At 41.8% G+C, this 18,146-nt stretch carries 15 protein-coding genes; 6 read left to right on the top strand and 9 right to left on the bottom strand.

What is annotated here, in order from left to right; translation table 11 throughout:
* Positions 1 to 12 precede the first annotated feature (12 nt).
* Together purB and M2135_RS09585 are read right to left on the bottom strand one after the other, a co-directional pair.
* Complete coding sequence (gene purB, locus M2135_RS09590; protein WP_280748282.1) at positions 13 to 1,356, bottom strand: adenylosuccinate lyase; 1,344 nt, start codon at positions 1,354 to 1,356, stop codon at positions 13 to 15.
* Between the two features lie 265 nt (positions 1,357 to 1,621).
* Positions 1,622 to 1,873: a GlsB/YeaQ/YmgE family stress response membrane protein gene (locus tag M2135_RS09585; RefSeq protein WP_280748281.1), complete on the bottom strand. Its 252-nt coding sequence runs from the start codon at positions 1,871 to 1,873 to the stop codon at positions 1,622 to 1,624.
* A 308-nt stretch (positions 1,874 to 2,181) separates the two neighbouring features.
* On the opposite strand from M2135_RS09585, the gene M2135_RS09580 reads away from it, so the two are divergent.
* Positions 2,182 to 2,688, top strand: a complete 507-nt coding sequence (locus M2135_RS09580) for an RNA polymerase sigma factor (RefSeq protein WP_280748280.1) — start codon at positions 2,182 to 2,184, stop codon at positions 2,686 to 2,688.
* Position 2,689: 1 nt separating this feature from the next.
* On the opposite strand, the gene M2135_RS09575 is transcribed toward M2135_RS09580, so the two are convergent.
* Positions 2,690 to 3,718, bottom strand: a complete 1,029-nt coding sequence (locus M2135_RS09575; RefSeq protein WP_280748279.1) for a low specificity L-threonine aldolase — start codon at positions 3,716 to 3,718, stop codon at positions 2,690 to 2,692.
* 165 nt (positions 3,719 to 3,883) lie between these two features.
* Entirely contained in the window at positions 3,884 to 5,071 is a 1,188-nt protein-coding gene (locus tag M2135_RS09570) for an aminotransferase class I/II-fold pyridoxal phosphate-dependent enzyme (protein ID WP_280748278.1), read from the bottom strand.
* Positions 5,072 to 5,262: 191 nt separating this feature from the next.
* On the opposite strand from M2135_RS09570, the gene M2135_RS09565 reads away from it, so the two are divergent.
* Complete coding sequence (locus M2135_RS09565; protein WP_280748277.1) at positions 5,263 to 6,234, top strand: diacylglycerol kinase family lipid kinase; 972 nt, start codon at positions 5,263 to 5,265, stop codon at positions 6,232 to 6,234.
* Here the strand turns inward: M2135_RS09565 and M2135_RS09560 are convergent.
* From M2135_RS09560 to M2135_RS09545, 4 genes are all read right to left on the bottom strand, one after another.
* Entirely contained in the window at positions 6,219 to 6,938 is a 720-nt protein-coding gene (locus M2135_RS09560) for a methyltransferase (protein WP_280748276.1), read from the bottom strand. The two genes, M2135_RS09565 and M2135_RS09560, sit on opposite strands and share 16 nt — an antisense overlap.
* Positions 6,939 to 6,946: 8 nt before the next feature.
* On the bottom strand, positions 6,947 to 7,945 hold the full coding sequence (locus tag M2135_RS09555) for an ABC transporter ATP-binding protein (protein WP_280748275.1): 999 nt from the start codon (positions 7,943 to 7,945) through the stop codon (positions 6,947 to 6,949).
* A 4-nt stretch (positions 7,946 to 7,949) separates the two neighbouring features.
* The gene (locus M2135_RS09550) at positions 7,950 to 8,984 is read right to left on the bottom strand and encodes an iron ABC transporter permease (protein ID WP_280748274.1); all 1,035 of its coding nucleotides are present in this window, start codon (positions 8,982 to 8,984) and stop codon (positions 7,950 to 7,952) included.
* A 77-nt stretch (positions 8,985 to 9,061) separates the two neighbouring features.
* Positions 9,062 to 9,409, bottom strand: coding sequence for a hypothetical protein (locus M2135_RS09545; protein WP_280748273.1), 348 nt, complete (start codon positions 9,407 to 9,409; stop codon positions 9,062 to 9,064).
* Between the two features lie 1,376 nt (positions 9,410 to 10,785).
* Between M2135_RS09545 and M2135_RS09540 the strand changes: the two genes are divergently transcribed.
* From M2135_RS09540 to M2135_RS09525, 4 genes are all read left to right on the top strand, one after another.
* On the top strand, positions 10,786 to 11,193 hold the full coding sequence (locus M2135_RS09540; protein WP_280748272.1) for a DUF5053 domain-containing protein: 408 nt from the start codon (positions 10,786 to 10,788) through the stop codon (positions 11,191 to 11,193).
* Between the two features lie 258 nt (positions 11,194 to 11,451).
* Positions 11,452 to 13,572 (top strand): TonB-dependent receptor, encoded by a 2,121-nt coding sequence (locus tag M2135_RS09535; protein WP_280748271.1) that lies wholly within the window; start codon positions 11,452 to 11,454, stop codon positions 13,570 to 13,572.
* 71 nt (positions 13,573 to 13,643) lie between these two features.
* Positions 13,644 to 14,285 carry a hypothetical protein gene (locus M2135_RS09530; RefSeq protein ID WP_280748270.1) on the top strand — a complete coding sequence of 214 codons (642 nt, stop codon included), beginning with the start codon at positions 13,644 to 13,646 and terminating at the stop codon, positions 14,283 to 14,285.
* 190 nt (positions 14,286 to 14,475) lie between these two features.
* Positions 14,476 to 15,981: a Gfo/Idh/MocA family oxidoreductase gene (locus tag M2135_RS09525; protein WP_280748269.1), complete on the top strand. Its 1,506-nt coding sequence runs from the start codon at positions 14,476 to 14,478 to the stop codon at positions 15,979 to 15,981.
* A gap of 117 nt (positions 15,982 to 16,098) precedes the next feature.
* On the opposite strand, the gene M2135_RS09520 is transcribed toward M2135_RS09525, so the two are convergent.
* Positions 16,099 to 17,667 (bottom strand): helicase HerA-like domain-containing protein, encoded by a 1,569-nt coding sequence (locus tag M2135_RS09520; RefSeq protein ID WP_280748268.1) that lies wholly within the window; start codon positions 17,665 to 17,667, stop codon positions 16,099 to 16,101.
* Positions 17,668 to 18,146 lie beyond the last annotated feature (479 nt).

Genomic DNA, 18,146 nt, shown 5'->3' with positions numbered 1-18,146 from the left:
GCTATTAACTCACTAAATACCTGTATAATTATGCGGCGTTATCGCCTTTAATTCTTCTTTTATTTTATCATCGACATCCAATGTCTCTATAAATGAACGAATAGACGTTGCTGTTATCGCTTCATTCGTCCGGGTAAGGGCTTTTAAGGCTTCATAGGGGTTAGGATATCCTTCACGGCGTAAAATAGTTTGAATACCTTCTGCCACTACAGCCCAACATTGTTCCAAGTCATGTGTTAATGCTGTCTCGTTCAAAACAAGTTTACCTAATCCTTTCATCAAACTTTTAAATGCAATTTCAATATGTGCCAAGGGGACACCTATATTCCGTAAAACGGTCGAATCGGTCAAGTCTCTTTGCAAACGTGAAACCGGTAGTTTGGCAGACAAATGCTCCAAGAGGGCATTGGCTATACCCAGATTTCCTTCAGCATTTTCAAAATCGATCGGATTAACCTTATGAGGCATTGCCGACGATCCGACTTCTCCGGCTTTAATCTGCTGTTTAAAATACTCCATTGAGATATATTGCCAAAAGTCACGATTCAAATCTATCAGAATGGTATTGATACGTTTCAACCCATCAAAAATCGCTGACAGGTTATCGTAATTGGAGATCTGCGTAGTCCATTCTTCGCGTTTAAGACCTAAAGAACCTTCGACAAACCGAGCACCAAAAACTTTCCAATCAATTTCCGGATAAGCCACATGATGGGCATTGAAATTACCTGTTGCACCACCAAATTTTGCTGAGACCGGAATCTGTTGTAATAATTTAAACTGCTCTTCTAACCGATAAACAAACACCATGATCTCTTTACCTAAACGAGTCGGCGAGGCTGGCTGACCATGCGTTTTAGCCAGCATAGGTATATGTTGCCACTCTTTTGCCGATCGGGTCAATGTCTCAACAATCTCCTGTAATCCGGGGAAATAGACTTCCTCCAAAGCTTCTTTCAGCGAAAGAGGGACTGATGTATTGTTGATATCCTGGGAAGTCAATCCAAAATGAATAAATTCTTTATAGGGTTGCAACGACAACTGGTCGAATTTTTCTTTTATAAAATATTCAACGGCCTTTACATCGTGATTCGTTGTTTCTTCTATTGTTTTAATGCGCAGCGCATCATGTTCCGAAAAGTCCTGGTAGACCTTACGTAAAGCGATTATGGTATCTTCTATCGCTAATGGCTTCAGCTGGGGAATAAAACCCGAAAGAGCAATAATATACTCTATCTCAATTCGAACCCGATATTTTATTAATGCAAACTCCGAAAAGTAAAGTGCCAGCTTTTCCGTTTTATTTCTATACCTACCATCAACCGGTGAAATGGCTGTGAGTGTCGACAACATCATAAATATTCTATCAATGGAACTGCAAAGTTAATGCATTTCTCTGAAATAAAAGCAAGTAAAGAGGATATTTCGTGTCAAAAAGGGTATTATTTCCCGTTTAAATAAAGAATAATGTCTATTTTTGCCAATCTGTGACTCACAGAATACTATCCGACACCCGTTTTTCTAAGTACAAGAACAAAAAAAAGAGTAGTGATTCGCTACCCTTTTTTATTATGTTTCGTAATGAACAGTGTTATACGTTATTCCATCCAATATCCTCTTTTTATGTTCTTCGGTTGAAGAAAGAGAGAATCCACAACAACAAGACTGCACCTATTGTCGACATCAGTAATGCTCCCAAAAGGCCGGTTGTTGAAAATCCGATTATCCCATAAATCCACCCACCTAAAACACCGCCAACCAAACCAACGATAAGATTCATAATAAGACCAAATCCACGTCCTTTCATGATCCAGCCGGCTATTGCTCCTGCTAAAATGCCAATAATTATTGACCCTACAAAACCTAATCCCATAATACGTTTAATTTTTAATGAATACTTTAATCCGGTTAATCTCTACTACGTTTATCAAATATTTCATACTAACAAATACGTGTCGTTTTTTGTTTAGGAATCTATTTTTACAATATCACAAACGTTATCTCTGGAATTTCAATGCAACTACGCAAATCAAACGATGCTAAAATACGAAGTATTGTTGAATAAAGCCACATTTTATTGACAAAATAATTGATTTATTTACTTATTTTTATTATGTTTGTGTATTCATGGCCATAAAAAAAACGGCCAATGATGATTAACCAAACTAAAAAACAGATACTATGAATCAATTACAGTTCGAAGAAAATCTGTTAAGCATCCAAAAGAACATGTTTAACTTTGCCATGCAACTGACCTCAAACAGCGATGACGCTGAAGACCTCATGCAGGATACGACCCTAAGAGTACTTGGCTGTAAAGATAAATTCACTGACAACATAAACTTTAAAGGCTGGGTATTAACCATCATGCGCAATCTGTTTATCAACAACTATCACAAAATGATACGAACACAATCCGTGATCGATTCCAATGCAGATATTTACAATCTGGACATAACAGGTGATGGGTATAGCTCTCCGGAGTCTAATTTCAGGTTATTAGAAATTGCCACATTGATCAACCGATTAAATCCTGACTTTAAAAAACCTTTTTCTTTATTCCTCTCCGGCTATTCCTACAATGAAATTGCAGCAATTTTAGCGATCCCTTTAGGAACTGTCAAAAGTCGAATCTTTTTTGCGCGTAGAATCCTGCGCAAAACCCTCAAACAATACCGGGAAGATTAATCTACACAGAGAGAAAGATTTCGCGAAAAGTCTGTTCTATAGCCGCAATGTCTTCACCACTGGTATCCCAGGAGGTTACCAGACGAGCCTCATTGCGTTCTTCATTCCAGATGTAGAAAAAATAATGCTTTTGCAACTCTTCCAAAGCCGCAGGAGGAATAGTAAAGAACAGTTGATTTGACTCTACCTTTTGAGTCAAGCAGACTTGTGGATACTGCTCCAGGATCTCAGCTAATTTCGCAGCACTGATATTGGCTTTACACGCATTTTCAAACCACAGATTATTCGTCAGGTAAGCACTAAACTGCGCAGAAAGATAACGCATTTTAGAAGCCAGTTGCGCCGATTGTTTGCGATAAAACTGAAGATTCTCTGTCAACTCCGAACGAAAAGAGAGAACAGCCTCCCCCATCATCATCCCATTTTTAGTACCTCCAAAACTAAGGATATCAACACCAGCATCAACTGTTAATTGCTTCATAGAACAATTCAAATGGGCGCAGGCATTAGCCAGTCGAGCCCCATCCATATGCAGATACATCTTATGCGCATGAAGAAGGTCAGCCAAGGCCTTTATCTCCTCAACCGTGTAAACCGTACCCAACTCAGATACCTGAGAGATATAGACCACTTTCGGTTGTGGATGATGACATACGCCAAAATGTTGCAAATGGGGTTTTATGAGTTCAGGAGTCAATTTACCATCCGATGTGGGGATTGGAGTCACCGTACAACCAGTCATTCGCGCAGGAGCGCCACATTCATCAACATAAATATGAGCCGTATCAGCACATAAAATAGAATGAAATGGCAAAGTTGCTGCTTGTAGTGCAACCGTATTTGCTCCCGTCCCATTAAATACAAAAAAAGGCGAAGCTACCTCACCAAATACCTCTTTTATTTTTTCGATTGCCGTCAAAGTCCAGGGATCATCACCATAACCTACAGCATGGTCTTGATTCGCTTCAACAATGGCTTCCATAATACGCGGATGTACTCCCGAATTATTATCACTTGCAAAACTTCTCATATTCACATCATTATTTGGCTCCAAAAATAAAGAATAATCTTAATAAAAGAACAAAAACAGACTTCAGATACTCACACAAAAAACAACATCAACCATCTCCAAAAGGAGATAATTAACCACAAACAAGCCAAACCATTTAATAATGAAAATCAGAAAAACAAAGGATTATTTCAGGATACCACGCTTTTTAAAGACTTTTTCAATCGTATTCATGGCATAATCCAGTTGCTCTTTTGTATGAGTCGCCATCAGCGAGAAACGAATCAATGTATCTTCCGGTGCAACAGCCGGCGAAACTACCGGATTAACAAATACACCAGCTTCAAACAACTCACGAACAACCATAAATGTCAAATCATTATCCCTGATAAAGAGTGGAATAATAGGGGTTGAAGTATGTCCGATTTCACATCCCATATCGCGGAAGCCTTTCAAGGCATAATTTGTCAGATCCCACAGATGAGCAATACGTTCAGGTTCACTCAGCATAATATCTAAAGATGCAATCGTTGCAGCAGTCGCTGCCGGCGTATTACTGGCACTGAATATATAAGAGCGGGAATGATGGCGTAGATAATTAATAACCTCTTTATCTGAAGCGATGAAACCACCGATAGAAGCAAACGATTTACTGAATGTACCCATAATCAGATCTACGTCATTTTCAACGCCAAAATGATTACACGTACCGCGTCCATGATCACCCAATACGCCAATACCATGCGCTTCATCAACCATCAGACTGGCATTGTATTTTTTAGCCAACTTCACAATAGCAGGTAAATTCGCAATATCACCCTCCATACTGAAGACTCCGTCTACAACAATCAATTTCACCTTATCCGGTTCACATTTCTGAAGTTGTTTCTCCAGAGATTCCATATCATTATGCTTGAACTTCAGCTTAGTAGAGAACGACAAGCGATGTCCTTCGATAATAGAGGCGTGATCCAATTCATCCCAAAGAATATAATCTTCACGTCCGGTCAGACAAGAAACAACCCCCAGATTAACCTGGAAACCTGTAGAGTATACAATCGCATCTTCTTTTCCGACGAATTCAGCCAAACGCTTCTCTAATTCAATATGTAGATCGAGTGTTCCGTTTAAGAACCGTGAACCTGCACAACCGGTACCATATTTCCGAATAGCTTCTATAGCTGCTTCTTTGACCTTTGGGTGATTGGTTAGTCCCAGATAAGCGTTAGAACCAAACATTAACACTTTCTTACCATCAATAACCACTTCGGTATCCTGATCACTTTCGATCGTTCTAAAATAAGGGTATATTCCGGCAGCCATCGCACGCTGAGGAGCATCATACTTGGCTAATTTCTCCTGTAAAAGTCTCATATGTGTTGAAGAGAGAGTTTCCATCTCGCTAATTGTTTTAAAATGAACCAGATTTGGTTTTTACATAACTCCTATGTTTCGGCAAATCCAGCCGCAAAAGTAGTAAAAAAATAACTTATATATGTCGGCATGCAATAAAAGTTTGCTAAAAGCGTTATTTTTGTTTACTTAGCAGCATTAAAGAGAGCAGAATGCATAGGAAAAACAAAAAAGTCCAGGCAATTATCAACCCTATATCCGGCGTAGGCTCCAAACGGAAAATACCTAAAATGATCGAGGAGATTTGTCAGCGGGAAGAAAGTCTGTTGAATATCTCATTTACCGAATACGCCGGACATGCCAGCGAACTGACCCGACAAGCTATTCAGGAAGGCGCACATACCATTCTTGCCGTAGGTGGTGACGGAACCATTAACGAGATCGCCCAGGCGATGTTGCATTCCGAGGCTATCCTGGGTATTATACCCAAAGGATCGGGGAATGGGTTAGCCAGAGAACTCCATATTCCCATGGATACGAAACGGGCGCTCGAGGTCATCATTAAAGGACATATCACCACAATCGATAGCTGCCAGGCAAACGACCGGACTTTTTTTACCACCTGCGGAGTAGGATTTGATGCCGCTGTCAGTCAGAAATTTGCTCACGAAAAGCACCGGGGCTCTCTAACCTATATCAAAAACACCATTGAAGAATATTTAAGTTATAAACCCGAGCCCTACGAACTGCTTGTCGACGATCAGACCATCAAAGAGAAAGCGTTCCTGGTGGCCTGTGCCAACGCTTCACAATACGGCAACAACGCCTTTATCGCACCGCATGCGGATATTGAAGACGGAAAAATGGATTTAACCATCTTATCCCCTTTTACGCCTCTGGATATTGCACCGCTTGCCATCCAACTCTTCACCAAGCAGATCGACCGGAATAGTAAGATTAAAACCATAAAGGCTAAAAAAGTCTCCATCATCCGTCAAAAACCCGGCGTGATGCACCTCGACGGAGAACCGGTAATGGTCGGCAATCGTATCGATATTTCCATCATCCCTCACGCCTTAAAAGTCTATACACCAGAGGAAGTTTCGTTTACGGAAGAGGTCTATAATCTATTCGGACAAGTAACCCGGTTCTTCGACAACAAACTACCTTACATCTTCAGATAAAATGCTTTTGTAAGCGCAATGTAATCATCCGTATATTGATGTCTGCTGCTTTCAATCGTCAACCTGTTTTGCACAAAAGAAAGACCTTGCTCGGTGGTTATCTCCACAAGAATACGTTTAGGGACTGCTCCTACGGTTGGAATAACCGCTGTCAAACGAGTCATAAAAAAGCCATAACGTTTAATGGTTTGTTCCAAAGCCTCCTGTTGGTCGGCAGGAAGAATCAAAGCGATCCGTCCATTCGGCGCCAATAATTTTCGGCTATCTGCAATCAGACTGTCCAACGACAATTCAACCGAATGCCTTGCTATCGTTCGTTTGATATCCGGTGACAACAGAGCATGATTAAAATAAGGAGGATTTGAAACAATCAGTTCAAATGTATCTGCGACCGTCTCCACATATGCATTCAATGAGAGATGCGACACCTGTATGCGCTCTTTGAAAACAGAAGCTGAAACATTCTCTACAGCCTGAAGATAAGCATCCCTGTCCACATCAATAGCCGTTATAAATGTTTCCGCTGTACGTTGTGCCAACATCAAGGCGATCAGCCCACTTCCTGTACCAACATCCAGTATCCGACTTATTCCCGAAGGCAAATCAACCCATGCTCCGAGCAAAACACCATCAGTCCCGACTTTCATCGCACATTTATCCTGCCTGATCATAAATTGCTTAAATTGAAAATAGGAGTTTGCCATACGATCAATTACCGAAGTTGTTCAATTAAATCCGCTATAGCCGTTATCATGCATGTTGTTCCATCAGGAAAGCGAAGCGTCAACTCTTTAGGTGAATGGCAGGTAATGTTGATCTGATCATCTCCGACCGGAGACGGGCGATAGCCGTTCCTAACCAATGCATTCCCCACCCAGTATGAAGTCAGGAAATCACCCTCCACCCCTATCGGACGCGTAGGCAATGCGGTATTCAATCGTCCTGTAGAGGCATCAAAAGCAATTCCTTCTTTGCTGAAAAAGGTCTCAAATGTTCCACTGAGAATCAAATCTTCAGGCGTACCGCAAAACATCGGCCTGTTTTTCTCCTGCAACCAAAGCCGGTCGCCCAGCTGAATCGCCTGTTCGAGATCGTGGGTTGAGAGTAATACAGCCTTATCTTGTTCAACGGCTAACCGACGAAGCAAAACCATCGTTTCTATCCGACTGGTAATATCCAGATAAGCGGTCGGTTCATCCAGAATAATCACCGGACACTCCTGCGCAAGCGCTTTGGCTATCATTGCCTTCTGACGTTCTCCGTCACTCAATTCCGACATGTAAGCGTTCGCCTTGTGAGCAATCCCTACCAGCGTTATAGCCTGTTCAATAATCGCATGATCGTGTGGTTTCAACTGTCCGAAAAAACCGGTGTAGGGGTGACGTCCCAAAGAGACCAATTCATAGACAGTAATGCCCCCCGCATTGGTTTTCTCAGTAAGAACAACCCCTATGGTCAGTGATAATGCTGCTTGACGATAAGTGACCAAAGGTTTTCCCTGCAACAAAACCGAGCCACTCAACGGCGTCTGAAAACCAGCCAATGTACGCAGCAAGGTCGATTTTCCGGCACCATTCAACCCTAATAAACAAGTTAATTCGCCACAATACAAGTGTAAATCGAGCGACTCATGCACCACCTTCTGCCGCCCTCCTTTCAACGGATAGCCGATACGTAACTGTTGTGTCTCTATAACGGGTTGTCCCTTCATCTTTTCAATTAAAATATTGAATGTTTTTCCGGTTTACAATCACATAAATAATCACTGGAGCACCCAGAATCGGCGTAACAGCATTCAATGGTAATATAGTATTGGTACCCGGCACAACCATCAACATATTGCATAAAAGTGCGATACAAGAGCCACACAACATGGTGACCGGCACCAACGATTTATGATTGGAGGTTCCCAGCATCAAACGTGCAATATGAGGAACAGCTAATCCGATAAAAGAGATCGGTCCACAAAAGGCTGTGGTAGTAGCTGTCAGAATACCCGTGCATAACAAGATAAAGATACGTGTCTGTTTGATTTTCACCCCCAGATTAGCCGCATACATTTCCCCCAACAACAAGGCGTTCAACGGCTTGATCAACACGATAGCAAAAAACAGGCCGACCAGTGTGCAAAGTGCAAAGAAAGGCAACTGATCGACCGAGACCCCTGCAAAATTACCCAATCCCCACATCACAAACGTATGCACTTTGTCTGCCGCAGCATAATAATTCAATATCGAGATCACCGATGAAGCCAGATAACCGATCATAATCCCGATGATCAGCAACATGACATTACTCCTTACTTTAGATGAAAAATAGATGATCAATCCCAAGACAATACATGCCCCGGCAAATGCCGCCAATATAATAGCCAGATAACCGGTAACTGCCCAACCGGTCAGTTGTTTCAGCGAACCTCCCAGATAAAGCATAACAATAGCCACACCCAGATTGGCTCCATCGCTGATCCCCAGAATAGATGGCCCCGCCAAAGGGTTGCGGAAAAGCGTTTGCAACAACAGACCGCTGGTAGCCAATGAGGCACCCGCCAGTAAAGCTGTTACCGCCTGAGGCAAGCGGGCGTGTAAAACGATATGCTCCCAGGCTGTTCGTTCAACATCCTTACCCAATAAGATCTCCACAACATCACTGATCGGAATAGCAACAGCCCCATAAGCCAGACTACCGATAAACAAAAACAGCAATAGGCCGGCAAGCAATGGATAAAACAACACGCTCTGTTTGTTCATGAAGGCAAAGGTAGTGCTTTTTTAGACAACTCTTCGCTGCCGATCGCATACTGATTCGGTTTTGTGGTGATCCATCATTATACAACATTTTCTCCTAACAATATTTTCGGCATTGTTGTCAAGCAACGAGTCCAACGTTTGTAAAATTTCTCCAATCCAAGTTTTGAAACTCGAGCGTGTGCTTCTTCACTGTCTAATACCCAATACAAAATGTAAGTTATTTTTCCAATTTGTCGGGTCAGTTTTACAGGTAATTCTCCCTCTTTTACCGCATTAAAATCTTTCTGACGGTGGGTTCTCTTTATGTATTTCACATCAAGAACTCCATCCTGAGCAAGATAAAAATCAGCCACTTCTCTCATTAAAGTTTCTATTTCCTCCTGCTTATTTATTTTTGCCTCGTATATACAAATTTCGTTGAACATTTTGTCTTTGTAATTATGTTTTAACGCTCAAAGCTGAGTGTAATCCCACTTCTTCTTCATTATTTTTCAATTGAAAACCCAAGTAATCCGCCTAAAGTTAGCGTTATTATAATCATTGATATCAACAAAATAGGTTCTTATCAACCAATCATTTACTCCAGTTTTTTTGCGAACCCACACCGTCACTTACGCCAAACCGCTTGTGCTTGTGACACAACTCACCCACAAATATAAAGAAAAAAGGATTACAGCCGGATTTTCAGCATCTCTACATCATACAAGGCAAGAAAGATTTTACTCCGAAACAAAACGGAATCCGCCAATTGACACTTTGTCAATTTTAGCAATGTGTCAATTGAACCCCTTCGACATTCGTCTATTTGGAGCCATACACGAGGCTGTACGAAAAAATGGGCTGGATTTGAAGTTATTTTTTACAACAAACATTGATTATCATATTATCTTATCCATTTTACCCTGTATGAAAAAATAGCTATTCTGGAAAAAAACGAACTGTTTTTGAGTCCATTTTTCGGTCTATTTCAGCCCCTCAAAAATTCATCTAAATGATTTTTAAAACGGCTTAGATGCTTCTCGAAAGTCTTCTGCATAACTTGTTGCTGTTATGCAGATAAATCACCGGAAAGAGCAGCATAAAAAACTCAAAAACAAACCATCTTTTGCCTAAAATACGCAAAACAAGCGTCTATTTTACCCAATATCACCAAAACACGAGTTAGTAAAAAGTAGCTTTTTAATGAATTATAACACAGATGAATCGATTTTAATAGCAAAATGGCATTACCAACAGAAACTAAAATTGCGTTTTCTGAAGCAATTGTGAACTTGACTTTGTTGACAAGCAACCCGCTTTCATCATCCGAGTATCTATAAGTATGTTGTTACGAAAAACGCCTTAAAATTTATTCCTTGCAACTTGTTCCGTCTTTTTCAAATGGAATAATCTCTTTTTCTTTGTAAGGCTATTTCCAGCCATGTAACATATATGGCTTTAGTTAAAATAAGGTTTGAGCGCTTAGGCTTGTAAAAGTCTGGGCGTTTTATGTTATAAAATATGAGAATAATTGTTGAACTACCTCTTAAATATCCAAAAGGTTATTATATTTGTAATATAATCAGTTACAAGTTCTTTACATGATGAATTGAGAAGAGTTAAATGCTCGCATAGAAATTGTTAAGGGAAATCTTAAATTCTATGTTCTTTTCGGTGATGATATCGTAAGTAAATCATCTGAAAAGGAACTCGAAAGTCTCATTGATAAACAGTTGGATGTTTTAATTGAACTTTTAAAGTTGAAAAATTAGCAAAAGCCCCCTTAATTGGGGGCTTTTAAAGAACTTAAAATATTTATGTTATGGATTTGAAAAAATGGAAAAAAGAATGGGTATCTTTAGAAACTGAAGAGCAAAGATCGGATTTTGCAGTACGCTTCAAAGAAGCTATAAGGCAAACACCGGATGACAAACGCCCAGAATTGGAAGCGGCATTTCTGGAGATGGCCGCCTCTGATCTTGAAGAGGCAGAGAATTTATTGGAGGTGGTAAAACTTCGCAATAAATTAGAGCCTGTTCTGAACTTTATCTCCCTGTCAGAGATCGCAAAAGTTTATTTTGGAAAATCAAGACACTGGCTTTATCATCGACTAAATGGAACAAATATAAACGGCGTTCCCGCTGAATTTACGGCCAATGACCTAAGTACACTCAAGACCGCATTAAACGAAATATCAGAGAAAATAAGAAAAGCGGCACTATCGATCTAACCTAGATCTGATTGCCATTCGCTGATAAACCCTGACCAAAAAAGGTCGGGGTTATTTCTTTAAGGCTATTCTAAAAGAATATGAGAACAACTCTATCTCTAAATTAACCGTTCTATTTTGTTAGTATTTCATCCCAAATTTGTGTGACGAACAGCATTCTGTGTGTTATTTGTCACAAATCGAGGTCGTCTGTCCCGTTCTTTTTTTTGTTTGTTTTCCCTCCTTTACATTTGCCTCAAACAAAAAAAGAACAGCTTCATGAAACGACTATTTTTAATATCCGTTTTTTGGGTCATACTGACAGCACTTTCGGCTCAACATCGTATAACAGGAACAGTATGGGATGAATACAATCAACCGTTGTCCAATGTCAATATCTATATCAAAGAGACATTGGAAGGCGGAAGCAGTGACCTTGACGGACATTTCGAGTTTAAGACCGAAGCGTCCGGAACAGTGACCCTTTGCGTGATGATGTTGGGGTATGAGAACTGGACACAAACCGGGGAACTTCCTTTTCCCGAATTAACAATAAAGATGCGGCCGTCCAACCTGGAGTTGGATGCAGTGGAAGTTGTTGCCAGCAACTTTATCCTCAAAGGGAGCAGCCAGTGGAAAGAGATGGGCGCAGTAGACCTGGTGACTACCGGAGGGTCTGTCGGTGATCTTTACAAATCGATCAATACCATGCCGGGCACACAGATGGCCGGAGAGAACGGACGCCTTTTTATCCGTGGAGGTGAAAGTCGGGAGGCACAGACCTATATCGACGATATGCATGTATTGGTGCCTTATACGACCACCGGTTCGGAGAACACACCTGTGCGTGGCCGTTATTCGCCTTTTATGTTTGAAGGTATGACATTCTCTTTAGGGGGATATGATCCGGAATACGGACAGGGACTGTCCAGTGTGTTGCCATTGCAGACTAAAGATGAGAGTCTTGTGACCAAGATCGGGAGCAGTCTGACCACGGTTGGTCCTTCTGCTGGAGGGACTAAGAGTTTTGAAGAAGGATCGGCCTCGTTCGATTTCAGCTATCAAAACCTTGAACCCTATTATGCGGTAGTTCCCGATCGAAGTGAATGGCTACGCCCCTACCAAAAATTCTCCGGCGGTACGCAATGGCGGTACAACCCCAATAAAAAGACTGTAGGAAAGATCTATGCTGCATATGATTATACGTCTCTGGCCACGCGCGAAGAAGATCGGCGTTTCGACCTGAAAGAACATAATTACTACCTCAACACCACGTTGCGTCATCAAACCGAAAACGGCTATAAACTTTTTGGAGGAATCGCTTTCTCTTGGTTGAACAGTCGCATCCATGGCGCTTCGGTTGCTGATGATCTGTTCAATAATAAAGAGTGGGAATTTCACCTCAAGCTGAAAGGGGAAAAACGCTTTTCCCCCTTATTCAAATGGCAGTTTGGCGCAGAGACCATGCAACGGGGCATCACCGAAAAGTATCGATCGACCGACGCTTATCAGCAAGGGATCGATCACTCGATCAATGCAGTCTATACCACCGGTAGTTTTAATTTCACCGAACAATTGAACGCATCCCTCTCTTCACGACTGGAATATACAACTGCAAACGATCGATTCAACTTTTTACCACGCCTGACTCTGAACTACAACATGAACGATTTTTACCTGTCGGCCATAGCCGGCCGCTATACGCAGTTGACCTATAACGAATCTCTGTTGCAACGTCCGGGACTCCCTTCCGAAAGTTGCTGGCATTACATCCTGGGAGGGTATCATCAATCGGAAGGACGGGTTTACCGTGTGGAGAGTTATTATAAGAATTATGATCGCCTGGTTTGTGATACAGACGGACAACTTGACGCTTCAGGCAACGGATACAGTCGTGGTTTCGACCTGTTTTTCAACGACAACAAAACCATTCGTAACCTGGAATACCGCTTTTCTTACTCTTGGAATGATGCCAAACGCAAATACCGCGATTACCCGGTAAAAGATATTCCACAGTATGCGACCCAACATAACGCATCTGTTTCATTACGGTATGAATTAAAACCTCTACGGAGTATTATCGGGGTGACCGACCGTTTTGCCAGTGGACGCCCCTATCATGATCCGAATAAAGCGGGATGGATGAATGCAACAGCGCCTGTATACAACAGTTTAGACTTAAGTCTTACTGTTCTGGCACATAAACGGGTAATCATATTTGCTTCAGTTTCCAACATTCTCAACCGCAAACAGGTTTATAATTACTCATTTTCTGAAGTGCCCGACCATAAAGGGCGTTATACCGGAACGCCGGTTCGTTCCAATGCCGATCAGTTCTTTTTCATCGGCCTTTTCATCACCCTGAGCGGAGATACGGCTTATGATGTCTCTAATTTTTAAATAAACCTGTAACGATTCTGTTAAAATAACATCAAAATAAAAATATGTCTCACCATTAAACAACTAAAAAAATGAAACGATTCATCTTATCCGCCTTATTGGCAATCATCTCTTTTACCGCTGTATTGAACGGTCAAACAACAGCAACTTCCGATCCGTTGGCAACGGCTGTCGAGCGCCTGGATCAGGCCCAAACGCCCGACGATTGGAAACAGACGCGTATTCTTTTTGAACGCCTGGCATCGGTTAACCCTGAGGCGTTATTGCCAACCTATTATCTGGCTTTTATAGATATACAGCTTTCTTTTATAGTGACCGATCAGAAAGAGAAGTATCAATATCTGGAAGAAGCGGAAACCTATCTGGAAAAATTGAAAAAGACCAAGTTGTCGGATAAAGCCATCCGTTCGGAAATCAGTACACTCAAAGGATATTGGTATTTTGCACAAATGGCACTTAATCCGGCAGTCAACGGTCCGAAATACGCCGGTGTGATTACTGCTGCATATAGCGAGGCACTACAACAAAACCCGGACAACCCGCGTGCGATCGTTCTGAACGCTCATTTTCAGCAAAACATGTCTAATTTCACAGGAGGTTCTTATGCGTCATTTGAAAGTGATATGAAACAAGCAAAAACGCTTTTCGAAACAATACCTGTTGATCCTCTTTTACCACACTGGGGGAAGGAATGGATAAAATCAATACGATAACATGAAGATCATTAAATCTTTACCCAAAAATACTATTTCGAGTTAATAATTAAAAAATATCCTATATTTGTGACAATAGATTACTGAATGTTCTGGCGACCTTGTAAAAGTATTGCCCCGTTTTGTTGATATTTTTTTGAAGAAACTGTTATCCTTATATATTTTATTCATCTATTAAAATTGAAAAACCATGAGCAGTGATCCTTTAAAGAAAAGTTCAGTTCATTTTTCACGCAGAGAGTTTTTAGGAACAATGGCAGCAACTGCTGCATTTACGATTGTGCCACGTTCGGTTTTGGGAGGAGTTGGTTATACCGCTCCCAGTGATATGGTTAATCTTGCCGGTATCGGAGTAGGCGCCCAAGGCGGAGGGGATATTCGTAATATTGCAACCCCTGATGTGCCTATTCAACGACGGACAACTCCGGGTTATACCCGTTTTTCACAACCGTATGGTGGAATTCAGCCTCCCCCACGTCCACGCCCGACAGCCTCTGCCGGAGTGGCCAACTCGGATTCGGCGGTTCAACTGGGTGCTGCCGCAAGTGGACAATCCTTTAAACACGCCAATATTTATGCCTTATGTGATGTAGATCATGATTATGCAGGGCATATTATGGCCGGTTATCCAAAAGCCAAGAAATATGTGGATTTCCGTGAAATGATTGACAAAGAAAAAGAGATTGATGCGGTATTGATCGGAACGCCCGACCATACGCATGCCGTGATCGCAGCTTATGCGATGAACGCCGGCAAGCATGTCTTTGTAGAAAAACCAATGGCGAAAACCATTTATGAGACCCGTTTCTTAAGAGATCTGGCCAAAAAGACCGGACTGGTCACACAAATGGGTAACCAGGGACACAATAACGAAGGAACCATGCAAACCGTAGAATGGATTCAGGGTGGTGTTATCGGTAATGTCACAGAAGTGCATATGTGGTCGAACCGTCCAAGTTGGCGACAAGGGTATTACGATCGTCCGGCAGGTGTAGCCGTTCCTTCCAACCTGAACTACGATATCTGGTTAGGCCCAGCCCCGGAAAAACCTTATCATCCGGATGTGGTGCATTTCAACTGGCGTGGATTGTGGGATTACGGCACAGGAGCGATGGGTGATATGGGTGCACATACGTTTGACGCACCGATCTGGGCGCTTAACCTGGGACTGCCAACGAAGATACAAGCCACATCTACTCCGTTCAATAACGATTATTTACCTCAGACCGAAAGTGTAACTTATGAATTCCCGGCACGTGGCAATATGCCTCCTGTGAAGGTAACCTGGAGTGACGGTGGAGTTAAGCCGGCTCGTCCGGCAGCTTTGGAACTTGATCGTCAATTACGTGAAGCACTTTATATCGGTGATAAAGGGATGATTATGCATGGAACGCATGGTGCTGCTCCGCAGTTAATACCGGAAAGACCAGGCTTTACTGAACCTGCCAAAACATTACCTCGCCCCAAAAGTGTTTATGTCGATTTCATTGAAGCGATCAAAGAAGGACGCAAAGCGGCCAATGATTTTGAAATTGCGGCAAAATTAAACGAGATCATGTTATTGACAAATATCGCAGTCGTTTCTCAACGTTTGAATATCACTTTGGAATATGATGCGGCAAATATGCGTATCACCAATTGCCCGGAAGCAAACGATTACTTCCATTACGAATATCGCAAAGGGTGGAGTCTTTAACAACTGATTAAAACTCGTCTAATACGACCATAGAACAGAGCGGGTGAATTTTCAGACCTCTTTCAAATGAAGAGGAGACTGAAATTCACCCGTTTTATTATACCCTTATGGTAAAGGTTACCTCTTTTTACTCAAACCTAAAACACCAAAAAGTCCACGAACCAGTTCGGTAGAAGCTGTGCGCCCGATCTGTTTGACGGCCGGACTGCTCAGAATCTCTTCAAGCATCGTTTTTTGAGGTTTTTTACGGGAAGAGCTCGTACTGCGCTGTGTCGCTGTTTTTGCTTTCTGTATCTCCTGCTGCTGCCGTACCTTTTGCGCTTCGGCTTCTTGTTGTTCGATCCGCTTTGATAAGATCTCGAAAGCGGTGTAATTATCTACGGCCTGTCGATATTTGGGCAACAACTTACTTTTCTTTACAACATCTTCTATTTCAACATCGGTTAATATATCCATCCGGGAACGGGGAGAAGTCAACATCGTGTATGATAATGCGGTAGGAATACCTTTTTCGTTCAATACGGTGACCAACGCCTCTCCCACCCCCATTTGTGTCAGAAGTTCATCGGTCTGATAATAATCGGATGGCGGAAAGTTCTCTGCCATACTTTTAATCGCTTTCCTGTCCTTGGCCGTAAAGGCTCTTAAAGCATGCTGCACCTTGAAACCCAATTGTCCCAATATCGCTGGAGGCACATCGGTCGGATTCTGTGTACAGAAGAAGATACCGATTCCTTTGGAGCGAATCAATTTGATCATGGTCTCTATCTGTTTCAACAACGCACTGCTCGCTTCTTGAAAAACCAAATGTGCTTCATCAATAAACATAATCAGTTTCGGTTTATCCAAATCACCTTCTTCGGGAGAAGTAGCATACAACTCCGCCAACATCTGTAAAAGAAATGTAGAAAACAGCTGTGGTTTATCCTGCATATCCGTCACCCGGATAATATTGATCATCCCCCTTCCCTGCTCATCCACACGCATCAGATCATCCACATCGAAAGAGGGTTCTCCGAAAAACAGATCGGCTCCCTGTTGTTGCAATCCGATCACTTTGCGCAGAATCGTTCCGGTAGATGCTGTCGAGACTTTCCCGTATGCCTTTTCAATATCCTCTTTCCCTTCTGCGGTGATGTATTGCAACACTTTGATAAAATCTTTCAAGTCTACCAAAGGCAATTGGTGATCATCACAGAATTTGAAAATCAGCGAGACAACGCCTGTTTGTGTATCGTTTAATTCCAATATTTTAGCTAAAAGTATCGGGCCAAATTCGGTGACGGTAGCCCGTAGAGGAACACCTCGCTCGTTGCTGATCGTCATCAGTTCGACCGGAAAAGAGGTCGGCTGATAATTCAGATTCATCTTGGGATAGCGTTCACGGATCACCTTATTTTCACTACCAGCCGCCGCCAATCCACTCAAGTCGCCTTTGATATCGAGCATTACGACAGAAACACTGGCCTCGCTCAGGTTCTCTGCGATCACTTGCAATGTTTTTGTTTTTCCCGTCCCTGTCGCACCGGCAATCAATCCATGTCGGTTCATGCTCTTTAGCGGTACACGGACGTATGAACCGGTCAGTACCTCTCCATTCAACACAGGCGCACCTAAAACAAAAGACTCCCCCTTGAATGTGTAATCGTTATCAATGATTTGCTTAAATTGTTCTGTTTTATCCATAATACGATGTTCAAGTTTAGATCGATTTCTCTTTTTGTTTATTTATCAAGCGATAAAAGTACAATTTTTCTTTTAACAATTCATGTCTCTGAAAAAGATATAAATCTTCGCTTCAGCCATATAATGGGAAATTGAATGGTTTAAATCTTCTTCCCGATATAGAACACGTAGCCAGAAAAATCCTTGTACTTATGATAAAACAGGAAAGGTCTGTTTGTTTTTCTACATCATCCTATGGAAATAAACACATGATCCTGCCCACTTTTTTGTCACCTACCTCCGTTTTTTGTTAGAGGTACGTCTAAAACAATTTAGAGGTAGGTGTAAATCGATTTAGAGGTACGTCTAAAATTGTTTAGACGTACCTCTAACAGAAAAGTGATCATAATGTCCTGTCCTGAAATAGGTTGTCATTCAACAAAAGTAAACTTATGTTAGAAACGAAACAAAATGGCAGTATTCGTTACAGCCGCTCATTA

Source organism: Parabacteroides sp. PF5-9 (assembly GCF_029893105.1).
In the GTDB taxonomy this organism is placed as follows: Bacteria; Bacteroidota; Bacteroidia; order Bacteroidales; family Tannerellaceae; genus JARXWG01.
This window is presented reverse-complemented; position numbering and strand designations above follow the sequence as displayed.

What these genes read in the sequence shown, in the direction of transcription:
- purB (WP_280748282.1), bottom strand. Translation starts at nt 1,356, where the DNA reads ATGATGTTGTCGACACTCACAGCCATTTCACCGGTTGATGGTAGGTAT.
- M2135_RS09585 (WP_280748281.1), bottom strand. Translation starts at nt 1,873, where the DNA reads ATGGGATTAGGTTTTGTAGGGTCAATAATTATTGGCATTTTAGCAGGA.
- M2135_RS09580 (WP_280748280.1), top strand. Translation starts at nt 2,182, where the DNA reads ATGAATCAATTACAGTTCGAAGAAAATCTGTTAAGCATCCAAAAGAAC.
- M2135_RS09575 (WP_280748279.1), bottom strand. Translation starts at nt 3,718, where the DNA reads ATGAGAAGTTTTGCAAGTGATAATAATTCGGGAGTACATCCGCGTATT.
- M2135_RS09570 (WP_280748278.1), bottom strand. Translation starts at nt 5,071, where the DNA reads ATGAGACTTTTACAGGAGAAATTAGCCAAGTATGATGCTCCTCAGCGT.
- M2135_RS09565 (WP_280748277.1), top strand. Translation starts at nt 5,263, where the DNA reads ATGCATAGGAAAAACAAAAAAGTCCAGGCAATTATCAACCCTATATCC.
- M2135_RS09560 (WP_280748276.1), bottom strand. Translation starts at nt 6,938, where the DNA reads ATGGCAAACTCCTATTTTCAATTTAAGCAATTTATGATCAGGCAGGAT.
- M2135_RS09555 (WP_280748275.1), bottom strand. Translation starts at nt 7,945, where the DNA reads ATGAAGGGACAACCCGTTATAGAGACACAACAGTTACGTATCGGCTAT.
- M2135_RS09550 (WP_280748274.1), bottom strand. Translation starts at nt 8,984, where the DNA reads ATGAACAAACAGAGCGTGTTGTTTTATCCATTGCTTGCCGGCCTATTG.
- M2135_RS09545 (WP_280748273.1), bottom strand. Translation starts at nt 9,409, where the DNA reads ATGTTCAACGAAATTTGTATATACGAGGCAAAAATAAATAAGCAGGAG.
- M2135_RS09540 (WP_280748272.1), top strand. Translation starts at nt 10,786, where the DNA reads ATGGATTTGAAAAAATGGAAAAAAGAATGGGTATCTTTAGAAACTGAA.
- M2135_RS09535 (WP_280748271.1), top strand. Translation starts at nt 11,452, where the DNA reads ATGAAACGACTATTTTTAATATCCGTTTTTTGGGTCATACTGACAGCA.
- M2135_RS09530 (WP_280748270.1), top strand. Translation starts at nt 13,644, where the DNA reads ATGAAACGATTCATCTTATCCGCCTTATTGGCAATCATCTCTTTTACC.
- M2135_RS09525 (WP_280748269.1), top strand. Translation starts at nt 14,476, where the DNA reads ATGAGCAGTGATCCTTTAAAGAAAAGTTCAGTTCATTTTTCACGCAGA.
- M2135_RS09520 (WP_280748268.1), bottom strand. Translation starts at nt 17,667, where the DNA reads ATGGATAAAACAGAACAATTTAAGCAAATCATTGATAACGATTACACA.